The organism is Allokutzneria sp. NRRL B-24872, assembly GCF_002155965.1.
GTDB lineage: Bacteria > Actinomycetota > Actinomycetes > Mycobacteriales > Pseudonocardiaceae > Allokutzneria.
Map to the genome: position 1 here is coordinate 1 of NZ_MUMH01000090.1, position 19,420 is coordinate 19,420.

Consider the following 19,420-nt stretch of genomic DNA (forward strand, 5'->3'; position numbering starts at 1 on the left):
GCGACCGCAACAAGGTCGCGATGTTCCGACACCCCAGCGAGGTGTGCAGACCACGCTCCTCCGCGTGCGTCGCCGCGTCGGTCTTCACAGCGGTCACAAGGTTCGAGAGAGTTTCCAGGCCGCCGAGGAACGCGAGGTGTTCTTCCTCGGAAAGCCGGTAGACGTCTTGCGCTTCGAGATGATCTATCAATGTTGACTGGAGTTCTGCGATATCAAACATGATCACACCTCCCTTCCTGTTGGATACCTCAATTCTAGCAAGCCCTGTGAGAGCGTCAAATCCGTTGCAGCGCAACAACAACGAGAACTTTCAGCCGCGAGCGAAACTGGTCGGCTTTACCTGGGGTGCGCGTGCCATACGCTCGTCCGCGTGGGCCGGGATACCTCCCGTGCCCGCCCGGCCAATGAGGGCACGCGCAAGGGGCCCCAGGTCAAGCCGACCCCCACGCTGGTACCGGTGCGAGCGGGAAGCCCAGCCGCACCCGCCGCTGATACCGGCGCCAGCTGGAAGTCCAGCCGTCCCCCGCTGGAAGCCCAGCCAGTGCAAGCCGGAAGCCCAGCCGTACCCCACCAAGAAACCAGCCACCACAAAGCTCAGCGACGCAAAACCGTCTCCTGCCCCACGTACGACAGCTTCGACGGGTTCCGCACGGCGTACAGCCCGCTGATGCGCCCGTCTTCGATGTGCGCGGCGACAACCGTGTCGGTCTCACCGTCAAGCCGCACAAGCAACCCCGGGTGCCCGTTCACCTGAACAGCTTGCAGCGAAACAGTCTCGACCAAACGACCGAATCCACCCACGAGCAACCGCGCCACCTTGTCGGCGCCAACAATCGGGCGTGGCACGGCCTGCTTCACGCCGCCGCCGTCGCCCAAGAGCACGACATCGGGCGCGAGAACGTCGAGCAGACCCTGGACATCCCCGGTCTCGACAGCGCGCTGGAAAGCGTCGAGAACGCCACGCCTCTCGACGAGAGAAGCGGCTCCGCGCGGGCGGCGGGCCGCGACGTGGGCGCGGGCGCGGTGGGCGATCTGGCGGACGGCGGCGGGGGTCTTGCCGACGGCCTCGGCGATCTCGTCGTAGCCGAAGTCGAAGACCTCGCGCAGCACGAACACGGCGCGCTCGGTGGGCGCCAGGGTCTCCAGCACGAGGAGCATGGCCATGGACACGCTGTCGGCCAGCTCGACGTCCTCGGCGACGTCGGGGGTGGTGAGCAGCGGCTCGGGCAGCCACGAACCGACGTAGGACTCCTTGCGCCTGCTGAGCGCGCGCAACCGCGAGAGCGCCTGGCGCGTGGTGATGCGGACCAGGTAGGCGCGGTGGTTCTCGACGGTGCCGAGGTCGACGCCGGACCACCGCAGCCACGTCTCCTGGAGCACGTCCTCGGCGTCCGCGGCGGAGCCGAGCATCTCGTAGGCGACGGTGAACAGCAGGTTGCGGTGGGCGACGAACGCCTCGGTCGCGGGGTTCACAGGTGGCCTCCTCGGTCGGTGTCGCCCACTAGACGCCACTATCCGCCGTCCTGTGACATGACGCGCGTCACAACGAAGGCCTGTCACAGAACCCGGGGCACCGGCATCTGGTGTTCGTCCAGCACAGAACACGACGAGTGAGGACGACGCCATGGACGCCAGGTTCAACCTGTTCGCCAACGAGTTCGCCGCCAAGTTCGGCAAGCGCTTCGCCAACGCCAGCACGATGATCGAGCACTCGACGCTGCCGAAGGCCACGCAGGAGCTGGTGTCGTTGCGAGCCAGTCAGATCAACGGCTGCGCGTTCTGCATCGACATGCACACCAAGGAGGCGACGGCGGCGGGCGAGAGCGCGGTGCGGCTGCACCTGGTGGCGGCGTGGCGCGAGGCGACGGTGTTCACCGAGGCCGAGCGCGCGGCGCTGGCGCTCACCGAGGAGGGCACCCGGCTCGCCGACGCGCACGAGGGCGTCTCGGACGAGACGTGGGCGCGGGCCCGCGAGCACTACGACGACGACCAGCTCGCCGCGCTGCTGGCGCTCATCGCGCTGATCAACGCGGCGAACCGGCTCAACGTCATGGTGCGCAATCCCGCTGGGGCCTACGTGCCGGGGATGTTCGCGAGCATGCGCGGCTGACGAGCCCTCACGGCGCGTTCACCGTCCGCACGAGCACCTTGTCCCGCGCCCGCGTCACGTGCACGTAGATCAGGCGCGAGGCAACGGAGGCGCTGCGCAGGTCGGCGCTCACGTCCACAGTGGACGGATGAGCGCCGACCGCCCTGGCGATGTGGTCCTTGACGGCGACCACCTCGGCCTGCTCGGTCGCGGGACCGGCCTCCGGCAGGCCCCACGCCCGGCCGACGGTGCCGGGCAGCCAGTCGGCTTCGGCGATGTCGGTGACACTGAGCTTGGTGATCCCCCCGGCGACGGTGGACAGCGTGATCCCGTTGGCCTCGCGGCTGTCGCCGAGGAAGTCCCTGAGCTCGGCCAGCGACACCGATGCCATGCGCCCCAACGGGAACAGCACGGTGTTCAGCCGGAACGCGGCGAGCACGCGGTCTGCGAAGCACAGCTGGACGTCGGTGGCGAGCACGAGGCCGTCCTCGTCCTCGAAGCCCGCGAAGCGCGCCTCCACCTCGATCTCGCCGAAGTCGGGCAGGTCCGCGAAGAGCTGGAGCGCGTCGACGCGGCAGGCGAAACCGACCTGGCCGGAGCCGATGCGCGGCGCCCACTTCGCCATGTCGTGGTGCGGGACCGCCTGCACCGCCGCGTCGAGCAGGCCCTGGTGCAGGCAGCCCCGTGGAACGCCGCCCCGCCTGGCATCGAGTACCGCGGAAGCCCCGGTCGTGCCGATCTTCCAGGACTTCACGTACTGGAATGCGGGGCCGTGGAACAGCACCGCCGACTCGTAGGGCTCCAGTTGCGGCACGGAGTCGTGCAGATCGGCGAAGCGCGGCGGCGCCTGGCCGCACGGCGCGCCCACGACGACGACCGCCGTGGCGACTTCCTCGAAGTCCGCTTCGGCCTCCTGCCAGATCGACAGCCGCACCGCGAGGCCGTCGACGGTCTCGGTGACCTCGGTCCGCGAACGCAGTTTCTCCCCGGTCAGCAACCACCGCCGCAGCCGGACGTCGCGCACCTCGGTGACGCGGAGGCCGCTGTAGTCGACGGCCGCCTGCGCGAGAACGTCCACAATGGACATGAGGGGCAGCGCCGGGACCGTCCACGTCGGACGGTAATCGCCCATCCACGTGTCAACGGCCGGGTCGAGCTCCGACTCCACGACGGCGGGCGGGCCGTCGCCAGGAACGACCCGAACACCGATGCGCTCCGCCTGGAACACACAGGTTTCATCGCCCCACAGCCACGCCTGCGCGATCACCTGCCGACCGCGCTCGTCGTCGACCACCTCAACGATCTCCGCCTCGACGCGGACGCGCCGGGTGGCCGGGGTGACCTGCCCTCGGTGCTTCCACGTGGTCTCAGCACCCAGTGCGATCGCCTCGAAGCGCGGGTGCGCGACGCCGCGGGTCAGCCCGCGCTCGGCCATGAAGACCTGGAGCAGCTGGCACACGGCTTCCACGGCGAGCGAACCGGGCAGCACGGGGTCCTGGAAGGTGTGCGCCTTGAAGAACCACTCGCCGGCGTCGACGTCCTTCTCCGCGCGAATCCGGCCGAGCCCTTCCGAGCCCGCTTCGGGCCAGTAGCCGGTGACGCGGTCGAGCATCGACAGCATCGGTCCGCGCGCCGAGACCTCCACCGCGTGCTCGCACGAGGCGTCGAGCCATTCGCGGGACACCGGAAGTCCTTGCTGGTCCTCGAAAACCGAGGCCGGGAAGCAACCGAACACGGTGGACAGCTCGAACACCGGAACACCGTCGGCCAGGCAGCGCACGGAGAACGACTCGATCACCACGTCCCCGCTGCGCGACACCGAAGTGATCTCAGCGTGCGTGCGCACGGTCCGCGTGTCCGGGGTGATCTCGCCGGTCGCGGTACCCGTGCTGTCGAGGTTGCGCCACACCAGCTCTGTCCCCGCGGGCAGCGCGCCGCCGAGGTAGGACGCGAGCCAGGCGCAGGGTTGCAGCGCGATCTCCGCGAGCACCGCGAACGGCATGAACTCAGTACCGTTCTGGTCGAAGTACCACGCCTCGTCCGGCACGTCGTACTCCGCGATCACCCCGCTGCCGGGCTCGACATCGCCGTCCACCAAGGAGTTCTGCGTCCCCTTCACCGCCACGATGCGCGACATGAAGTGGTACGGAGGCCCAGGAAGGCGCGCGATCCACGACGCACCGGATTCCACGAAGGAAGGACCGAACGCGTCACCGGGCTTACCCCATGCGCACGCGAGCAGCGAGGCGCGATCGAACCGGAAACCATCGACCTCGGCGAGCGGGACCTGGTCTCCGGCGCCCTCTCCGAGGAGCTTCGAGAGCGGCCAGTCCGGAACCAGCCGTAGTGCGACTCCTTGGCAGTGGAAGGCTTTCACGCCGTCCACCGTCGCGAGCACGTCGGCGTGCAGCGTGAGCGACCCCGCGTCGAAACCCTGGACGAAAACCTCGTAGGTGATGCGCTCGTTGTCCGGTGTCGCCTGGCCACGGCAGCGCGCCGTGCAGGGCACGTCCTCGGCCAGTTCGAAGCGCCAGCCGTCCTTGGCGACCGTGCAGCCCAGCGCGGCCAGGTAGAACGCCATCGCCTGCAAACAGCCCTGGAACATCAGGGTTCCGGGCATGGACTGGTCCTCGTCGAAGAACCAGTCGTCGGGCGAGATCGGAGCTGTGGCACGCAGGTAACCACGCCCCCACGGCCCACCCTTGGGGTCGAACTCGGCCACCTCGCGCAGGAACAGCATGCGGCCGTCCTCGATCCGAGGCGTCCTGACGTGCGACTTCGTCTGCTCCCAGCCGAAGCAGTCCGCCGGTCGTCCCTCGGCGAAGGCCAAGACCTCAGCAGCGGAGAAGTTCCTTGGCGCACAAGGAAGAATCGACGCGTCGAGCGGGAGGTCGGCCATGGGCGCGGTGTCCGCCGCGTCCCACTGCACCCCGTCGGTCTCCGCCAGCTCGGCCTCGGTGAAGAAGCCCGCTTGGCCGTCCCGGACGCTCAGCCGCAGCTCGTCGCCCACGTGGCAGTCGTAGCGGAAGGAGAACAGCCACACGCCTTCGTGCTCGATGTGCCGATCGACGTGGATCTCGTAGCGCGGCTCGTCCCCGGCGGCGGGCAGGCTCCCGTGGAAGGTCAGCTCGCAGCCGAGCAGCCGGTAGGCGCGCTCGTCCCGGTCCAGCAGGTCCGCGCCGAGCCAGTCGGCGAGCACTTCGTCGGCCCCGGCCGCCTCGATCAGCAGCCCGGCGGGCACCCTCCCGGCGGCGTCGAGGTACCAGGTGTCGTGGTGGACCTCGGTGCGCACCAGGAAGCCCTCTGCCTCGGGAAGCGCCAGGCTCTGCTTGGGCTCCAGGCTCGCCATGTCGGCGACGATCTCGCCCCGCATGCGCAGGAACTGCTGCTGCGACCGGCGGAGCTGGGCCATGGCCTCCTCGTGCAGCTCCGTCGCGCGCTGCACCTGGCGCGCCACCACGCCGCGCAGCGCGGGCTCGTCGATCGGCGGAGCGGAGTCACGCAGCTCCTCGAACAGCTGCGCGGTGCTGACCGGCACCCCGGCCGCGACCAGCTCCGCGACGGCGAGGCACAGCTGCCGCAGGCCGCCGGACTCGGCGTCGAAGGCCACGGCCACGTGGTCGCGGTCGCCGAGCACGCGCTTGACCCACTCCGTGCACAGCCCGCGCGGACCGTGCTCGACGAAGACGCGAACGCCGTCGTACCAGGCCTGTTCGACCGTTCCGGCGAAGTCGATCATGCCGGTGCCCTGCGCGGTCACCGCGTTCGCGGCGGTCTCGTCGGTGAGCGGGTAGGACCGCCTGCTCGCGCCGCTGTAGAAGCGCACTCCGGGCACCTCGACGGTCCGGCGCAGGTGCAGCTCGTGCCAGCGGTCGCGGACTTCGGCGAGCTCGGGCGCGTGCGCGGCGAGGTCGTAGTCGCTCAGCGCGGACTCGACGCCAAGCCTGGCAACGACATCGGCGCACGCCTGGGCCTCACCACCGATGAGGCAGACGTCGGGGGCGTTGACCGACAACAGGTGCACGGCCGTTTCATCGGCCAGCTCCGCCATCAGCCGTTCCGCCGAGGCGTTGACCAGGTAGCTGACCCACTGCTCGCCCGGCACGCCGTCGCGCTCCCACGCCGCCCGGACCACGCGCTCCAGGTCCGCGGTGAACAGGCCGCTCTCCCAGGTGTCGCGGCACAGGTCCTCGATGTCCGGCCAGGCACCGAGTGCCAGAAGGGCCGCGGTCTCTCCCGACGAGTACCCGATCCCGGCCGACGGCCGCAGACCGAGCAGTCCCCTGCTCAGCCTGGTGTGGACGGTGCAGAGCCAGGCCGCCGACCAGATCCGGGCGAGCACTCCAGCGCCCTCGCCGAGCGGTTCGGCCGCCAGCGACGGCACCGCGCGCACCAGCTCGTGGCCCATGCCGCCGTAGGACGCGGAACCGTTGGTGTAGACGAAACCGATCTCTCCGCCGACCGGCTCGTCCCGGTAGCGCGCACCAGCGGGCAGCTCGCCGCCGTCAACCAGCCAGCGCCGCGCCTCGTCCCACGGCGCCGCGTGTTCTCCTTCTGCGACAAGGACGAGCCGCGCCGGACCGGTGTCGGCCTCGCGCCGCGCGTCAAGCGCCTCCAGCACCTCCGCGCGGTCGGCACCGGAGAACACGTGCAGTCGCGGGCCCAGCGCTCCGGTCGACGCGGCGTCGACCGCCTCGTCGGCCATCCTCAGGAACGCCTCGTGGCTGTCGGCGAGCCTGCGCTGGCACTCCGCGTGCGCCTCGGCGGCCTTCTGGCAGGCGTTGTCCATGATCGCCGACCACGGCGCCGCCGAGGACGGGACGGGGACGGGCTCGGAGGGGGGCCGCTGGCAGAGCTGACCGTCGGTCGTACCGGTGATTCGCGCGGTCATCGCGGACTGGCGCTCCTTCGCTGGCGAGGCGAGAAGGATCTCATGTTCGATCAAGCCGCCCGCGCAGCCCCCGCCCGCATTCACTCAGCTGTGTCCACTGAGGACTGCGGTCACCAAGGAATCGGCGTGCCGTCCCACGCCACGAAGGAGCCGGTCGGTCCGTCATCCGGTAGCAGGGCAAGGCGAACGGCTCCCTCGGCGGCCTCCGCGGGGTCGCCGCCGGCGAAGGAGTTCATGGCCGTGGCGCGCGGTCCCGGGCCCAGGGCGTTCACCTTGCACCCCGCTCCGGCAAGGGCTTGCGCGTACAGGACGGTCAGCGCGTTCAAGGCGGCCTTCGACGTCCGGTACGCCACCGACGCCGCGTCGACCGGGAACCGCGTGGAACTCCATTCCAGCGACGCGAGCCCACTGGAGATGTTGACGATGCGCGGGCTCGCGGAGCGGCGGAGCGCGGGCAGGAAGGCCTCGGTCACCGCGACCACGCCGAACACGTTGACCTCGTAGGCCCGGCGGAAGCCCTCGACGTCCGGCCCGGTGGTCATGATCCCGGCGTTGTTGACCAGGACGTCCAGCCTGCCGATCTGCTCGGCTGCCTCAGCCACGCCGTCGGTGACGTCGAGGACGAGCAGTCGCGCGTTCGCCCCGATCTCGTCGACCGCGCGCTGACCGTCGTCCGCGTCGCGCGAGCCGATGTGCACGATGAGGCCCGCCTCGGCCAACTGCCGGGCGATCTCCTTGCCGATGCCCCGGTTGGCGCCGGTGACCAGTGCTGTGCGCTTGTCCGTGTCTTTATCCACAACGTCCTTGTCCACAACGTCTTTGTCCACGACGTGACCGTGCCGCCGTGGCACCCGCACTTCCAGGGACAATCGATCCCTGGCAGGACCGCGAGGAGGAGCTATGGGGAGACAGGACCTGGCCCAGTTCCTACGCGCTCGACGGACGGGCTCGCGACCCGAGGACTTCGGCCTGCCCACGGCACCGCGACGGACTCCGGGCCTGCGCCGCGAGGAGGTCGCGGAGTTGGCGCACGTGTCCGTCGACTACTACGCCCGCCTCGAACAGGCGCGCGGCCCGCACCCGTCGCCGCGCGTGCTGTCAGCCCTCGCTGACGCGCTGCGGCTCAGCGACGCCGAGCGCGTCCACCTGTTCCGCCTCGGCGCTGCCCCTGGCCCGCCGACGAGCCCGAAACGCCAGGTCGTGCCGTCTGTCGCGGCATTCCTGAACCGGCTGCCCGGCACGGCGGCCGTGGTCACCGACGCGGGCTACGACGTGATCGCGTGGAACCCGCTCGCGGACGCCCTGCTCGGTGACCTCGCCGGGGAGCCGAACATCGCGCGTCGCTGGTTCCTGGGACTCGGTCATCCAATGGAGGTCTCGGCGGGCCTGTCCCGCGTGGTCGTCGCCCGGCTGCGCGCCGCGTCGAGCCGCTACCCCGCCGATGAGCGGATCTCCGGCGTCGTCGCCGAGCTGACCGGAGCGAGCGCGGAGTTCCGCGAGCTGTGGGCGGCCGATCCGGTCCACTCCCCCGGTCACTGCGACCGCACCGTCCTGCACCCCGAGGTCGGAGCGCTGAGGCTGCACTCCGACGTGCTTGCCGTGCCCGACGAGGACCAGCAGGTCGTGTTCCTGACGGCGGCCGACACCGCCGTGTCACAGCGGCTGCAGTGTCTTGAGCACGTGTTTTAGGCTGCCCGCAGATCTCTCGGAAAAAAGTTCGACGAGTTTGTCGATCCGCGACCGCGCCCGTTCGACCTAGGTGCGAGCGGGTCCGAGAGCGACCCGGACGACGAGCCAGGGAGACACACCGTGAAGTACATGCTGATCATGCGCGCCACCGACGAGACCTTCGAGAACTTCCAGGAGGTGGACTTCAACGAGATCATCGAGTCGATGGGGCGGTTCAACGACGAGCTGATCAGGGCGGGTGTGCTGGTCGCGGCCGAGGGCCTCGACCCGACGCAGCCCGGCGTCGTGGTGGACTACTCCGCCGAGGTTCCCGTGGTCACCGACGGTCCCTACGGTGAGACCAAGGAGCTCTTCGGCGGGTTCTGGATCTTGAACGTGGCCTCGCAGGAGGAGGCCGTCGCCTGGGCGCGGCGCGCTCCGCTGCAGGGCAAGGGCAGCAAGGCCGAGATCCGCAGGGTGACCTCGATCGACGAGATGCCGCAGGACAACGAGTGGATCAAGAAGGAGCGGGAGTGGCGCGTGGCGACCGGCCAGCTGTGACCGGGGTGGCGGGCGATGGCTGAGGCGACGGGCCGGGACGCCGTCGCCGCCGTCTGGCGGATCGAGTCGGCGCGGATCGTCGGTGCGCTCGCGCGCTACACCGGCGATTTCGCGCTGGCCGAGGACCTCGCGCAGGAGGCGCTGGCCGAAGCTCTGGTGACGTGGCCGCGCGAGGGTGTTCCGCGCAGCCCCGCCGGGTGGCTGCTCGCCGTCGGACGGCGTCGCGCGATCGACGCCTTCCGGCGGCGTTCGGCGCTGGACGAGCGCTACGCGTCCTTCGCCAAGGACCTCGGCGAGGGCGGCGCGTACTCCGGCGGCACGATCGAGGCCGAGTCCGACCACGTGCTGTGGGACCCGGACCAGATCGACGACGACGTGCTCGCGCTGATGTTCGTCTCGTGCCACCCCGTGCTGCCGCGCGAGTCCCGGGTGGCGCTGACGCTGCGCGTCGTCGGCGGCCTGACCAGCGACGAGATCGCCAAGGCGTTCCTGGTGCCGACCGCGACCGTGCAGGCGAGGATCACCCGCGCGAAGAAGTCGCTCGGCGAGGCCGGGGTGCCGTTCGAGGTGCCCCCGGTCGCCGAGCGCCCCCAGCGGTTGGGGTCGGTGCTCAGCGCGGTCTACCTGATCTTCACCGAGGGCTCCTCGGCGAGTTCGGGTGACGACCTGATCCGCTTCGACCTCGCGGGCGAGGCGCAGCGGCTGGCACGGGTGCTCGCCCAGCTCATGCCCGAGGAGCCCGAAGTGCTCGGCCTGCTCGCGCTGCTCGAACTCACCGCCGCGCGCTTCCCCGCCCGCACCGGCCCGGACGGCGAGCCCGTGCTGCTGGAGCAGCAGAACCGGCGCCGGTGGGACCGCGCGGCGATCCTGCGCGGACGAGCCGCGCTCGCCCGCGCCTCGCAGATCGGCCGGGGCATCGGCGCCTTCGGCTTGCAGGCCGCGATCGCCGAGTGCCACGCCATCTCCGACTCGGTCGAGGAGACCAACTGGGAGCGCATCGTCGTGCTGTACGAGGCGCTGGGCCAGCTCGGGCCGTCCCCGGTCGTCGACCTCAACCGGGCCGCCGCCGTCGCCATGGCCAAGGGCCCGGCCGCCGCGCTGGAGATCGTCGACGAGCTGGTCGCGGCCAAGGCGCTGGCCAACTCCCACCTGCTGCCGAGCGTGCGCGGCGAACTGCTCGCCCGGCTGGGCCGCACCGACGAGGCGCGCTCCGAACTGGAGCGCGCCATCGGCCTGTGCGGCAACGCGCGCGAGCGGGGCGTGCTGGAGCGCAAGCTCGCCGAGCTGCCAGTGGCATGATCGGATGGCGTGGGCGACAACAAGGAACGCATGCTGCGCAACGAGTGGTACCTCGACGAGCCCGACCTCGCCGAGGACCGGCTCCGCTGCGGGCGGCTGCTCGACCGCTTCAACGCCACCACGACCGACGAGGACGCTGAGCGCTTCGCCATCCTCACCGAGCTGCTGGGCGGCATCGGACCGGGAACCCGCGTGCTGACGCGGTTCCTGTGCAGCTACGGCCACCTGACCACGATCGGCGCGAACAGCTTCGTCAACAACGACGCCATCTTCATGGACGACGCGCGCATCACCATCGGCGACGACGTGCGGATCGGGCCGCGCGCCCAGCTGCTGACCGCGCTGCACCCGTTGGAGGACCACGACAAGCGCCGTGAGGGCTGGGAGAAACCGTTGCCCATCACCATCGGGGACAACGCCTGGCTCGGCGGCGGCGTGATCGTCTGCCCCGGCGTCACCATCGGCGCCGACTCCGTCGTCGGCGCGGGCTCGGTGGTGCTGCGCGAGGTCCCGGCACGCACCTTCGTCGCGGGCAACCCCGCCCGAGTCATCCGCGAGCTGTGAAACCACCCGTCGCTAGACGAACTCGTAGTCGACCGACACCCGGGTGGGCCTGGAGTCACCGGAGTTGACGTAGGTCTGGAGGTCGATCCGCAGGCTCTTGTGCTGGCACTGCTTCTTCCCGCTCGTGCAGGCGTCCGCGCTGGCCGCGTCGAAGACGAGGTCGACGACGACCGGCTTCTCCTGCGTGACGGTGAAACCCTTGGCGCCCTTGGTGGTGCAGTTCCAGAAGGGCAGCTCGGCCGGGTCCTTCTCGTCGGGGTTGGTGTGCGCGCACTCCGACGTCGCCTTGGCCCCGCCCTTCTGCACGTAGTGCGCCCCCGCCAGGGTGATGCCGGTGGGCACGGTGAGCCCGAGGTCGTGGTTGAGGTAGAAGCTCTTGTCGGCAGGCGGCTCGAAGAGGAAGGTGAGCACCTTCTTCCCGGCCTCCGCCGCGCCGAAGACCACGGCCTTGTCGCCGCCCGTCTCCCACTGCACGCCGATCTTCTCCAGGTTGACCTTGTTGAACTGCGAGGCGGTCATCGGGACGAGCTTCACCTTGTACCTGTCCCGCTCGTCGCAGGAGGACAGCCACTGGAACAGCGCCTTGCCGACGGAGTAGACCGCGAGCGCGGCGGTGATGGCCGTGCCCAGCGGCGGGCAGGCGATGGTGATCACCGCGGCGGCCAGGCCGATCGTGCCGGTGACGATGCCCTCGACGTCGCTGGGGTCCTTGATCGTGGTGTGGATGAGCGAGGCGAGCTGGCCGACCACCGGGATGATCCCGACCGCGGCGACCGCCTTGTCCGAGGCCGAGGAGCTGCCGTCGAGGAAGGTGGCGACGGTGGTCGCGGCCCACAGCGCGGTGCCCGCCTTGGACGGCTGCGCGTTCTTGAGGTACTTGCCCGCCTTGGTGTTGGCGAAGGACTTCGACTTCAGCGCCTTCTCCACGAGCGGGTCGGTGACCTTCTTGACCTTGTCGACCGGGGGCGCGACCCCGACCTTGGCCGCCTTCTTGGCGTCCTTGATCGCATCGGCCATGTCGGAGTCGGCGACGAGGCTGGTGGCGACGGTCTTGCTGTTCTCGAACAGCTGCTTGACCGCGGAGACGGCCTGCGCGTCGGTCTTGCCCTTCACCAGCGAGCACAGCCCGAGCGCGGAGTTGCGGACGCAGTCGGCCTTCTGCCGGAAGGCCAGCACCTTGGCGACGTTGTCGTTGAGCACCTTGTCATCGGCGGCCCTCGGCAACCCGAGCGACCTCGGGACGCTCGCGGAGGCCAGGCCCGAGCCCACCCCCAGTGCCAGGGCCAGAACGGCCACCAGGGACACGCACAATCTCAGCCAGCGCGATGACGCCATGACCGCACATCCGTTCCTCGCAGCGGTGGTCGGCCCCGGATGCTCCTGCCGGGCACCACCGCCGACAACCTGAGGCCGGACGCGCGCACAGTGACCGCATTCCCCCGGAAAGCCCTCCTCTCCGGCCTGAGCCCACCGACCGGGGCGGCTCTTCTCCGGCTTCGGTGAGCCGCCGCGCCCCGTCTCAGTGATCAGCACCGCGAGCGCCGGGTGATCATCGGCGTCCGGCATCGAAGGCGGCCCTAGGCAGACGCCTGCAACCTTTCGCCCGACCGAGGAGTCCTAGTAGCGATCGCACGTCCTGGGGAGCCGCCATGCCGAACTGGAACCGCGTCGCACTGGCAGTGGGAGCCGGAGTCGCCCTGATCGCGGGAACCCTGCTGCTGCGAAGCGATCCGGAGCCCGAGCTGGACCAAGGACTGGTCCGCGAGGTCAGCCCGGCGGTGCACGAGGCGCTGCTCAGCGACAAGAAGCTGACGTGGCAGGCGAGGGGCGGCGGGCGGTGGTTCTGCGCGGAGCGCCCGGTGGAGACGCGGCGCGACGGCGACACGGTGCGCGTCGGCGTGCTCGCGACCTGCATGAACTACGCGCGGGGCGAGGAGTGCCTCGCGAGCAGCGCGGGCAGCAGCAGCGCGGTCGTGGTCACGCTCAGGGGAACCCAGGTGCTGAACGTCGAGGTCCCGCCGGACGGGGCCGGGAACGACGAGACACTGAGGCGGATGTTCAGCGGAGCCGGGTACGCGGAGGTACGGCGTTCCATCGGCCGGGACACCCCGGACCCGGCGCCCGAAGCACGAGCGGCGTTCGGCCTGCCCGCGGAGGCCCCAATCTGCCGGTTCTAGCTTCCCGCGGTAGGTCCCCGCTCCTCGAATCAGCAGTACAGCAGTTGAAAGCTCTCCACGTCGTCGTTGGCGATGTCCCCGTCCATCGTCTTGAGGCTCTTCAGGTCCGGGACGGACTGGTTCTTGTAGACCCACCAGTAGGGCCAGCTGTAGTCGTCGTCGCTGTGGAGGCGGGCGGTGCACTGGGACCGGTTGATCACCGAGCTGATCTCGTTGTCCCCGTCCCACCCGTCGATATCGTGGAAACCCTTCACGCCGGGCACGGCCACGTAGCGCGTGCCCCTGTAGCCCGCGTCCTCCCACATGCACACGTAATTGGTGGGACAGAAGGCGCTGGCGGCCTCGACGGGCGTGATCACGCCAGCCATCAGGACCGCGCTGAGCCCCAGAATCTGAATCGTTTTGCGCATTGGAAATGTCACTCCATCTACGAGCGGGCAACCCGGGCGGCGGCAGGTTATGCCGCTCGGCGGTCCCCGACAATCGCGGTCGTAGCTCGAAAATGGGACAGCCACGCTGCCGCCCAACGGTTTCCCGGAGCAGCGGATGACCGGGCCGATCTCCGGTTTCAGCCGCAAGTGCGTTTCCTTGCGGGAAAGTGTCCGGCGTGTCTACGGTCGCACGGACGGACCAGGATCACGATGGGGGACGGTCAGATGGAACAGCAGGGCTTCGCGTTGGACCAGGACACGACCGAGAAGTTCTGGGCCATGCTCGACGAGGAGGGCACGACCCGCGCCGGGTTCATCCTGCACTTGGACATCGGCGGCGCGGAGTAGCGACGGGGACCTCATGCACCGCTTGACGTCGAGCCTGCGCTCGGTGCCGCTGGCGGATACGGCGGCGCGGGCTGAGGCGGTCGCGGCGGGACTGGGTATCACCAGGGTCACGGACACAACGTGGCTGGACAGCGTCGGCATTCCGGTCTTCGCGAGCGTCCGGCCCTCGGCGGCACCCGGCTCGCTGTGCGTGAACGCGGGCAAGGGCGTGCGACCGGAGGAAGCCAGGGTCGGCGCGCTCATGGAGGCGATCGAGTTCGCGCGGGCGGAGTACGGCGCACGCACGGTCGAGGTCTTCGACTCGACGCCGCACGAGGTCGCGAGCCAACCGGGCGCGGAGTTCGACTTCGTGGACCTGTGCCCGTTGCTGGGCAGGCAGGTCGACCCGCACGGGCGCCTGGTGTGCGTGATGGCGGAGGACATCGTCGACGGCACCAGGATCGCCCTGCCCGCGGAGCTGGTGTTCTCGCCGTACAAGGAGAACCCGGGTCAGCGGATCTTCGGCACCAGCACCAACGGCCTCAGCTCGGGCAACACCGTCGAAGAGGCGACGCTGCACGGGCTCGCCGAGGTCATCGAGCGCGATGTCAACGCGTTCAACCACATCGCGGACCGCTCGCGACTGGTGAAGCTGGACAATCCGCCGCCGGAGATCGCCGAACTCGTCGCCAAGGTCGAAGCGGCGGGCTTGCGGGCGGTGTTGCGGTACACGCCGAACGAGTTCGGGCTGCCGTACGTGGCGGGCTTCATCCTGGAGCCGGGGGACGACGTACCGATTGCCATCGCACACGGTGCCGGTTTGCACCCAGTTCGCGATATCGCAGCCGTGCGCGGGCTGTGTGAGGCGGCGCAGTCCCGGCTAACCGGCATCCACGGCGGACGTGACGACTTGCTCGCGGGAGGCCGGTACACCCCGCGCGCCGGTGATGTCGCGGCGTTGCGGGCCCGGGTCACCGACGCGACGGACGCGGTGCGGTACTCGGAGATCCCGACGCATCCCGTGACGAGCATCGATTCGGCACTGCAACTCCTCCTAGACCGGTTGCAGCGCAAGGTGTATCGGGTTATTCTGTCCACAATGGACTCGCTGGCCGCTGTCCGTGTCATCGTGCCCGGCCTGGAATCGCTGACCCACGGCCTGAACCGCGTCGGCCCGCGCTTGGCGGCTCGCGCGTGACCACGTACGCCTTCGTCGGGCCGACCGCGTTCGGGTTGCCCCCGATGTTCCCGGCCGATGTCGAAGTCCGCCCGCCAGTGCGCCGCGGCGATGTCGAAACCCTTGTCTCGACAGAGAAGCCCGGCACGCTGCTCATCGTCGACGGAACGTTCCACAGCTATCCCGCGGTCGGGCACGCGGAACTGCGCGCAGCGCTGCAACGTGGTTGGCACATATGGGGATTGTCGTCGATGGGCGCGATTCGGGCCGCTGAGATGGAGTCGCTGGGCATGCGCGGCTACGGCGCCGTCTACCAGCGATTCGCGAGCGACCCGTCGTTCTCCGACGACGAAGTCGCCTTGCTGCATTCCGCCGAACCGCCTTACCGGCCGATGTCCGAGCCGATGGTGCACATCCGATGCTTCCTGGACTCACTTGTGGTGGAAGGGAAACTGTCGGTTTCCGCAGCGGAGGAGGTGGCCACGGCGCTCAAGAACCGCTGGTACGGCTACCGAACTCACCGTGCGTTGTCAGAGCTGCTCCCGGTCGACGACGTACTTCGCGCCGAGCACCGCCTCAAGACCACCGACCTGCTGCGCTTCACCGAAGAGCAGCCGTGGCGGTGATCCCGGCGCACGCGAGCGAACTGCTCGGCACCGCGCGAGAGCACTGGAGCCGCCCGGGCGCGACTTCCTTGTCCGGCAAGCCAATACGCACGCTCGAAGCCAGCCCGCAGCTCACGGTCAATCCGTACTGGGACCTCGCGCTCACGCTTCCCCTGCACGAACGGCGCCTTCCCGTTCCCGGCTCTGGAATGCTCGTCGAGGCCCTGCCTCCGCCGCACGGCCCGTTCGGTTGGTGGGTGTTGCAACGCCGCTTCGCGTGGGCGCTGCCGAGTCCCGGCGACCTCTCCTGGCTGCTGGAGCAGCTCGCGGGGCGACCGGTGCTCGACGTGGGGGCCGGGCTCGGTTACTGGGCCTGGCAGCTCTCGCAGCTCGGTGTGGACGTGCTCGCGACCGACATCGCGCCGAGCGATGCCTGGCTGGACGAGGTCGAGCCGTTCCACCCCGTCGATCACAGCCCCGCCGATCCCGCTGGCCACCCGGAGCGCGCGCTGCTGCTCTCCTGGCCGCCGCCGGGGGCTCTGGCGGGCGAGGTCCTGCGCGCCTACACCGGGGACACGGTCATCTACCTGGGCGAACTGAACCCGGAGGTCTGCGCCGGAGCCGACTTCTTCGCCGAGCTGGCGGAGCACTGGACCCTGCTCGGTCACAGTCCTCATCACGTCAACCTCTACGGGTGCCGTGGCGTCCTGCGCGCGTACCGGCGCCCATACGCCTGATTGTGGCGAGCGGGTACCGGCACGTACCGTCAGTTCGTTGGACAACTTCATACGTGCTCTGTCCCAGGGGAAGCCGGTCGAATCCCGGCGCTGTCCCGCAACCGTAGGTGGTGGCCTCGTCACCACGAGCCGGAATGCCTGGTGGAGCACGAGCGGCTTCACCTGTCGAGGAATGCAGAGCGGAGCCGGGTCGGCCCCTGCGCCGTGCCCGGAGCTTCGCACCCGCTCCGGAAGGGCACACTGGGGATGTCTGGGTTATCGCGCCGCGCGCTGGCGCTGCTGACGTGTTGTCTTCTCATCTGCGGGTTCACGCTGCCCGCCGCCTCCGCGCAGCCGAAAGGCACCGAGGGGCACTGTCCCGACGGCAACGGCGTGACCGTTGTCGTGGACTTCCAGGAACTGGGCGGGGACACCCTCGTCCGCTGCGCGCCCGGCGACCAGGCCAGCGGGCTGACCGCGCTGGAGAACGCCGGGTTCGAGGTGACCGGGACCACTCGCTGGGGCAAGGCTTTCATCTGCCGCCTCAACGGAAAGCCCGGCGCGGACACCGAGCCGTGCGTGAACACGCCACCAGCTTCGGCCTATTGGGGGTACTGGCACGCGCCGAACGGCGGAACGTGGACCTACAGCCAACACGGTGCCACGAACCGGAAACCTCCGTTGGGCAGCTACGAGGGCTGGTCGTTCTCCAAGGACCGCAGCGCCTCCGACAACCCACCGCCGCGCGTCGCGCCGACGCGTCCCGCGCCGAAGCCCCGCTTCACCGCCCAGCCCGCGACGCGCTTCCCAAAGCCGAGCGCGCCAGCCCCTGGAACAGTTGAGGGCACGCGCTGGCTGGTCAGCGAACTGCGAGACGGAGCGCTGCCGGGCTTCAACGGGCCTGACTGGGGCCTGACGATCGACGCGCTCTTCGTGCTGTCAGCGACGAGAACCGATGCCGCGGCGCTGAACCAGGTCGCGACCAAGGTGGCGCACAACGTTCGCGCCTACAACAGCTATGACCTGTGGGGGCAGCCGGGCGTGCGGTTGGCCGACGAGACCGGCAAGCTGCTCGCCGCGGCGGTCGCGGCCGACGTCGACCCCACCTCCTTCGGCGGGATCAACCTGCGTCAGGAGATGTTGGAGCTGATCGCCGGTCCTGGAGCCAACCACGGGCAGATCCGGGACAAGGGGATCACCAGCGACACCAACACCTTCGGCCAGTCGCTCGCGGTGATCGGCCTCGCGCGCAGCGGCGGCGTGCCCACCGAGGTGGTGGACTTCCTGATCAAGCAGCAGTGCGCGGCCGGCGGGTTCCGGCTCTCCACCACGCTCGGCGGCACCCCGTCGATCACCTGCGACGAGTTCCCCAACGCGGTGCTCGACCCGGACTCCACGGCGATGGCGGTCCAGGCCCTGCTGGCCGCGAACACCCCTGCCGCAACGGCTTCGGCGAACAAGGGCGCCGACTGGTTGCAGCGCACGCAGCGCACTGACGGCTCCTTCGGCGGCTCCGGCCCGACCGAGGCGTCCAACACCAACAGCACCGGCCTCGCGGCGCAGGCGCTCGCAGCGGCCGGGCGGACCGAGCCCGCGCGCAAGGCCGCCGACTACGTGGCCCAGCGCCAGCTCACCACGGCGAACGGCGGCGAGGCCAAGGCGTTCGCGGGCGCGGTCGCCTACAACGACGCCGCGTTCCAGGAGGCGATCGCCAACGGCATCCCCGAGATGGCGCGCGATCAGTGGCGGCGGGCCAGCGCGCAGGCGTTGCTCGGCCTGGCCCAGGTGCCGCTCGGCAAGCTCGGCGCGCTGAAGCCGACCCGCACCGTGGCTCCCCCTGCGACCACGGTGAACCCCACCACGACAACGGATTCCGGCACCACCACGACCACTGATCAGGTCACGGAGACGACCACCCCGACGGTCACGAACACCACCGATCAGAGCACCACTGCGCCGCCGGTCTTCGACCAGCCGACGACGCCGCTCGCGCAGACCGGCGCCGAGCCCGCGCTGCCGCTGCTGGCCGGGCTCGTGCTGGTGACCGCCGGGTTGCTGGTGACGGTGGTCGCGCGCAGGCGGTCGGTGTGAGGCGTTGGGCAGCCGTCGCGGCGGCCGCGGGCTTCCTGCTGACCGCCGCGACTCCACCGATCTCCGCTCAGGGCAAGGGAACTCCGGGTCACTGCCCTGACGGCAACGGCGTCACCGTTGTGATCGACTTTCAAGATCTCGGCGGCTCGACGATCGTCCGCTGCGCGCGGGGCGACCAGGCCACCGGGCACGCCGCGCTGCGCAACGCGGGCATCTCGATCACCGGGACCAACCGGTGGGGCGAGGGTTTCATCTGCCGCATCGAGGGAAAGCCCGCCCCGTCCGCTGAGCCGTGCATCGACACGCCTCCGGCGACGGCGTACTGGTCGTACTGGCACGCCCCCAACGGCGGCGCGTGGAAGTACAGCGATTTCGGTGTCATGAACCGGAAACCGCCGCTCGGCAGCTACGAGGGGTGGTCGTTCTCCAAGAACCGCACCGCGACGACGAACCCGCAACCCCGGGTCAAGCCGCAGCGTCCGGTCGCGGCACCACCGCCCCCGCCGCCTCCACCACCGCCGAAACCGCAACCACAGCCGCAGCCCCAACCGGGACCCGGTGCGCCGCCGCCTCCCCCGCCTCCGGTGACCACGGCGCCGCCGTCGAGCACGACGACCGAGGTCCCGCCCTCGACGACCGTTGCTCCGCCTGCGGCGACCACATCGGAAACTCCGGCGTGGACCGGCGTCACACCGACGAGTTCGGCTTCGGAGTCGAGTTCCGCGACGGGCACGATCATCGGCATCGGCGCGGTGCTCGCGGTCGTCGTCGGTGCGATCGTCGCGACGGCTCGGCGACGCAGGGCCGGTGACTCCAGCTGAGCA

The 19,420-nt window shown here is 70.0% G+C and carries 18 protein-coding genes and 1 riboswitch; of the genes, 12 read left to right on the plus strand and 6 right to left on the minus strand.

Translation table 11 applies throughout. The features are described from left to right. Both CCN37_RS22915 and CCN37_RS22920 read right to left on the minus strand, forming a co-directional pair. On the minus strand, positions 1-220 hold a 220-nt coding region (locus CCN37_RS22915; protein WP_143261758.1), incomplete at its 3' end, for a hypothetical protein. A 374-nt stretch (positions 221-594) separates the two neighbouring features. Next, positions 595-1,410: an RNA polymerase sigma-70 factor gene (locus CCN37_RS22920; RefSeq protein ID WP_246843239.1), complete on the minus strand. Its 816-nt coding sequence runs from the start codon at positions 1,408-1,410 to the stop codon at positions 595-597. A 214-nt stretch (positions 1,411-1,624) separates the two neighbouring features. Here CCN37_RS22920 and CCN37_RS22925 point away from each other — a divergent pair, with 214 nt between their 5' ends. Continuing rightward, a complete protein-coding gene (locus CCN37_RS22925) occupies positions 1,625-2,110 on the plus strand; it encodes a carboxymuconolactone decarboxylase family protein (protein WP_086824476.1) in 486 nt (161 codons plus the stop codon). Positions 2,111-2,117: 7 nt separating this feature from the next. Here the strand turns inward: CCN37_RS22925 and CCN37_RS22930 are convergent, their stop codons facing one another. Together CCN37_RS22930 and CCN37_RS22935 are read right to left on the minus strand one after the other, a co-directional pair. Beyond that, a complete protein-coding gene (locus tag CCN37_RS22930) occupies positions 2,118-6,980 on the minus strand; it encodes a hypothetical protein (protein ID WP_086824478.1) in 4,863 nt (1,620 codons plus the stop codon). A 110-nt stretch (positions 6,981-7,090) separates the two neighbouring features. Further along, on the minus strand, positions 7,091-7,807 hold the full coding sequence (locus CCN37_RS22935) for an SDR family NAD(P)-dependent oxidoreductase (RefSeq protein WP_246843236.1): 717 nt from the start codon (positions 7,805-7,807) through the stop codon (positions 7,091-7,093). A 73-nt stretch (positions 7,808-7,880) separates the two neighbouring features. Between CCN37_RS22935 and CCN37_RS22940 the strand changes: the two genes are divergently transcribed. The 4 genes from CCN37_RS22940 to CCN37_RS22955 all read left to right on the plus strand — a co-directional run bounded on the left by CCN37_RS22940 (position 7,881) and on the right by CCN37_RS22955 (position 11,072). Continuing rightward, complete coding sequence (locus CCN37_RS22940) at positions 7,881-8,669, plus strand: helix-turn-helix transcriptional regulator (protein WP_086824480.1); 789 nt, start codon at positions 7,881-7,883, stop codon at positions 8,667-8,669. A 120-nt stretch (positions 8,670-8,789) separates the two neighbouring features. Further along, on the plus strand, positions 8,790-9,209 hold the full coding sequence (locus tag CCN37_RS22945) for a YciI family protein (protein WP_086824483.1): 420 nt from the start codon (positions 8,790-8,792) through the stop codon (positions 9,207-9,209). Between the two features lie 15 nt (positions 9,210-9,224). Continuing rightward, positions 9,225-10,508, plus strand: coding sequence for an RNA polymerase sigma factor (locus CCN37_RS22950; RefSeq protein WP_086824485.1), 1,284 nt, complete (start codon positions 9,225-9,227; stop codon positions 10,506-10,508). A gap of 9 nt (positions 10,509-10,517) precedes the next feature. After that, complete coding sequence (locus tag CCN37_RS22955) at positions 10,518-11,072, plus strand: sugar O-acetyltransferase (RefSeq protein WP_086824487.1); 555 nt, start codon at positions 10,518-10,520, stop codon at positions 11,070-11,072. A 12-nt stretch (positions 11,073-11,084) separates the two neighbouring features. Here the strand turns inward: CCN37_RS22955 and CCN37_RS22960 are convergent, their stop codons facing one another. Further along, positions 11,085-12,368, minus strand: a complete 1,284-nt coding sequence (locus CCN37_RS22960; protein WP_143261759.1) for a hypothetical protein — start codon at positions 12,366-12,368, stop codon at positions 11,085-11,087. Between the two features lie 353 nt (positions 12,369-12,721). Here CCN37_RS22960 and CCN37_RS22965 point away from each other — a divergent pair, with 353 nt between their 5' ends. Then, positions 12,722-13,249, plus strand: coding sequence for a hypothetical protein (locus tag CCN37_RS22965; RefSeq protein WP_086824491.1), 528 nt, complete (start codon positions 12,722-12,724; stop codon positions 13,247-13,249). Positions 13,250-13,278: 29 nt separating this feature from the next. Here the strand turns inward: CCN37_RS22965 and CCN37_RS22970 are convergent, their stop codons facing one another. Further along, positions 13,279-13,659: a peptidase inhibitor family I36 protein gene (locus tag CCN37_RS22970; protein WP_086824494.1), complete on the minus strand. Its 381-nt coding sequence runs from the start codon at positions 13,657-13,659 to the stop codon at positions 13,279-13,281. A gap of 246 nt (positions 13,660-13,905) precedes the next feature. Here CCN37_RS22970 and CCN37_RS42060 point away from each other — a divergent pair, with 246 nt between their 5' ends. The 6 genes from CCN37_RS42060 (at position 13,906) to CCN37_RS40075 (ending at position 19,417) form a co-directional block, all read left to right on the plus strand. Next, positions 13,906-14,028, plus strand: a complete 123-nt coding sequence (locus CCN37_RS42060) for a hypothetical protein (RefSeq protein ID WP_256388072.1) — start codon at positions 13,906-13,908, stop codon at positions 14,026-14,028. Positions 14,029-14,041: 13 nt separating this feature from the next. Continuing rightward, positions 14,042-15,205, plus strand: coding sequence for a YcaO-like family protein (locus CCN37_RS22975; RefSeq protein ID WP_086824496.1), 1,164 nt, complete (start codon positions 14,042-14,044; stop codon positions 15,203-15,205). Positions 15,206-15,249: 44 nt separating this feature from the next. Then, positions 15,250-15,810, plus strand: a complete 561-nt coding sequence (locus CCN37_RS22980) for a TfuA-like protein (RefSeq protein WP_086824535.1) — start codon at positions 15,250-15,252, stop codon at positions 15,808-15,810. Beyond that, the gene (locus CCN37_RS22985; RefSeq protein ID WP_086824498.1) at positions 15,801-16,526 is read left to right on the plus strand and encodes a hypothetical protein; all 726 of its coding nucleotides are present in this window, start codon (positions 15,801-15,803) and stop codon (positions 16,524-16,526) included. Before CCN37_RS22980 ends, CCN37_RS22985 begins: the two co-directional genes overlap by 10 nt. Positions 16,527-16,544: 18 nt before the next feature. Next, a riboswitch (cobalamin riboswitch) is annotated at positions 16,545-16,687 on the plus strand. A gap of 85 nt (positions 16,688-16,772) precedes the next feature. After that, entirely contained in the window at positions 16,773-18,596 is a 1,824-nt protein-coding gene (locus CCN37_RS41060; protein WP_210408165.1) for a prenyltransferase/squalene oxidase repeat-containing protein, read from the plus strand. After that, positions 18,593-19,417 carry a hypothetical protein gene (locus tag CCN37_RS40075; RefSeq protein WP_168200810.1) on the plus strand — a complete coding sequence of 275 codons (825 nt, stop codon included), beginning with the start codon at positions 18,593-18,595 and terminating at the stop codon, positions 19,415-19,417. Before CCN37_RS41060 ends, CCN37_RS40075 begins: the two co-directional genes overlap by 4 nt. Positions 19,418-19,420: the final 3 nt, after the last annotated feature.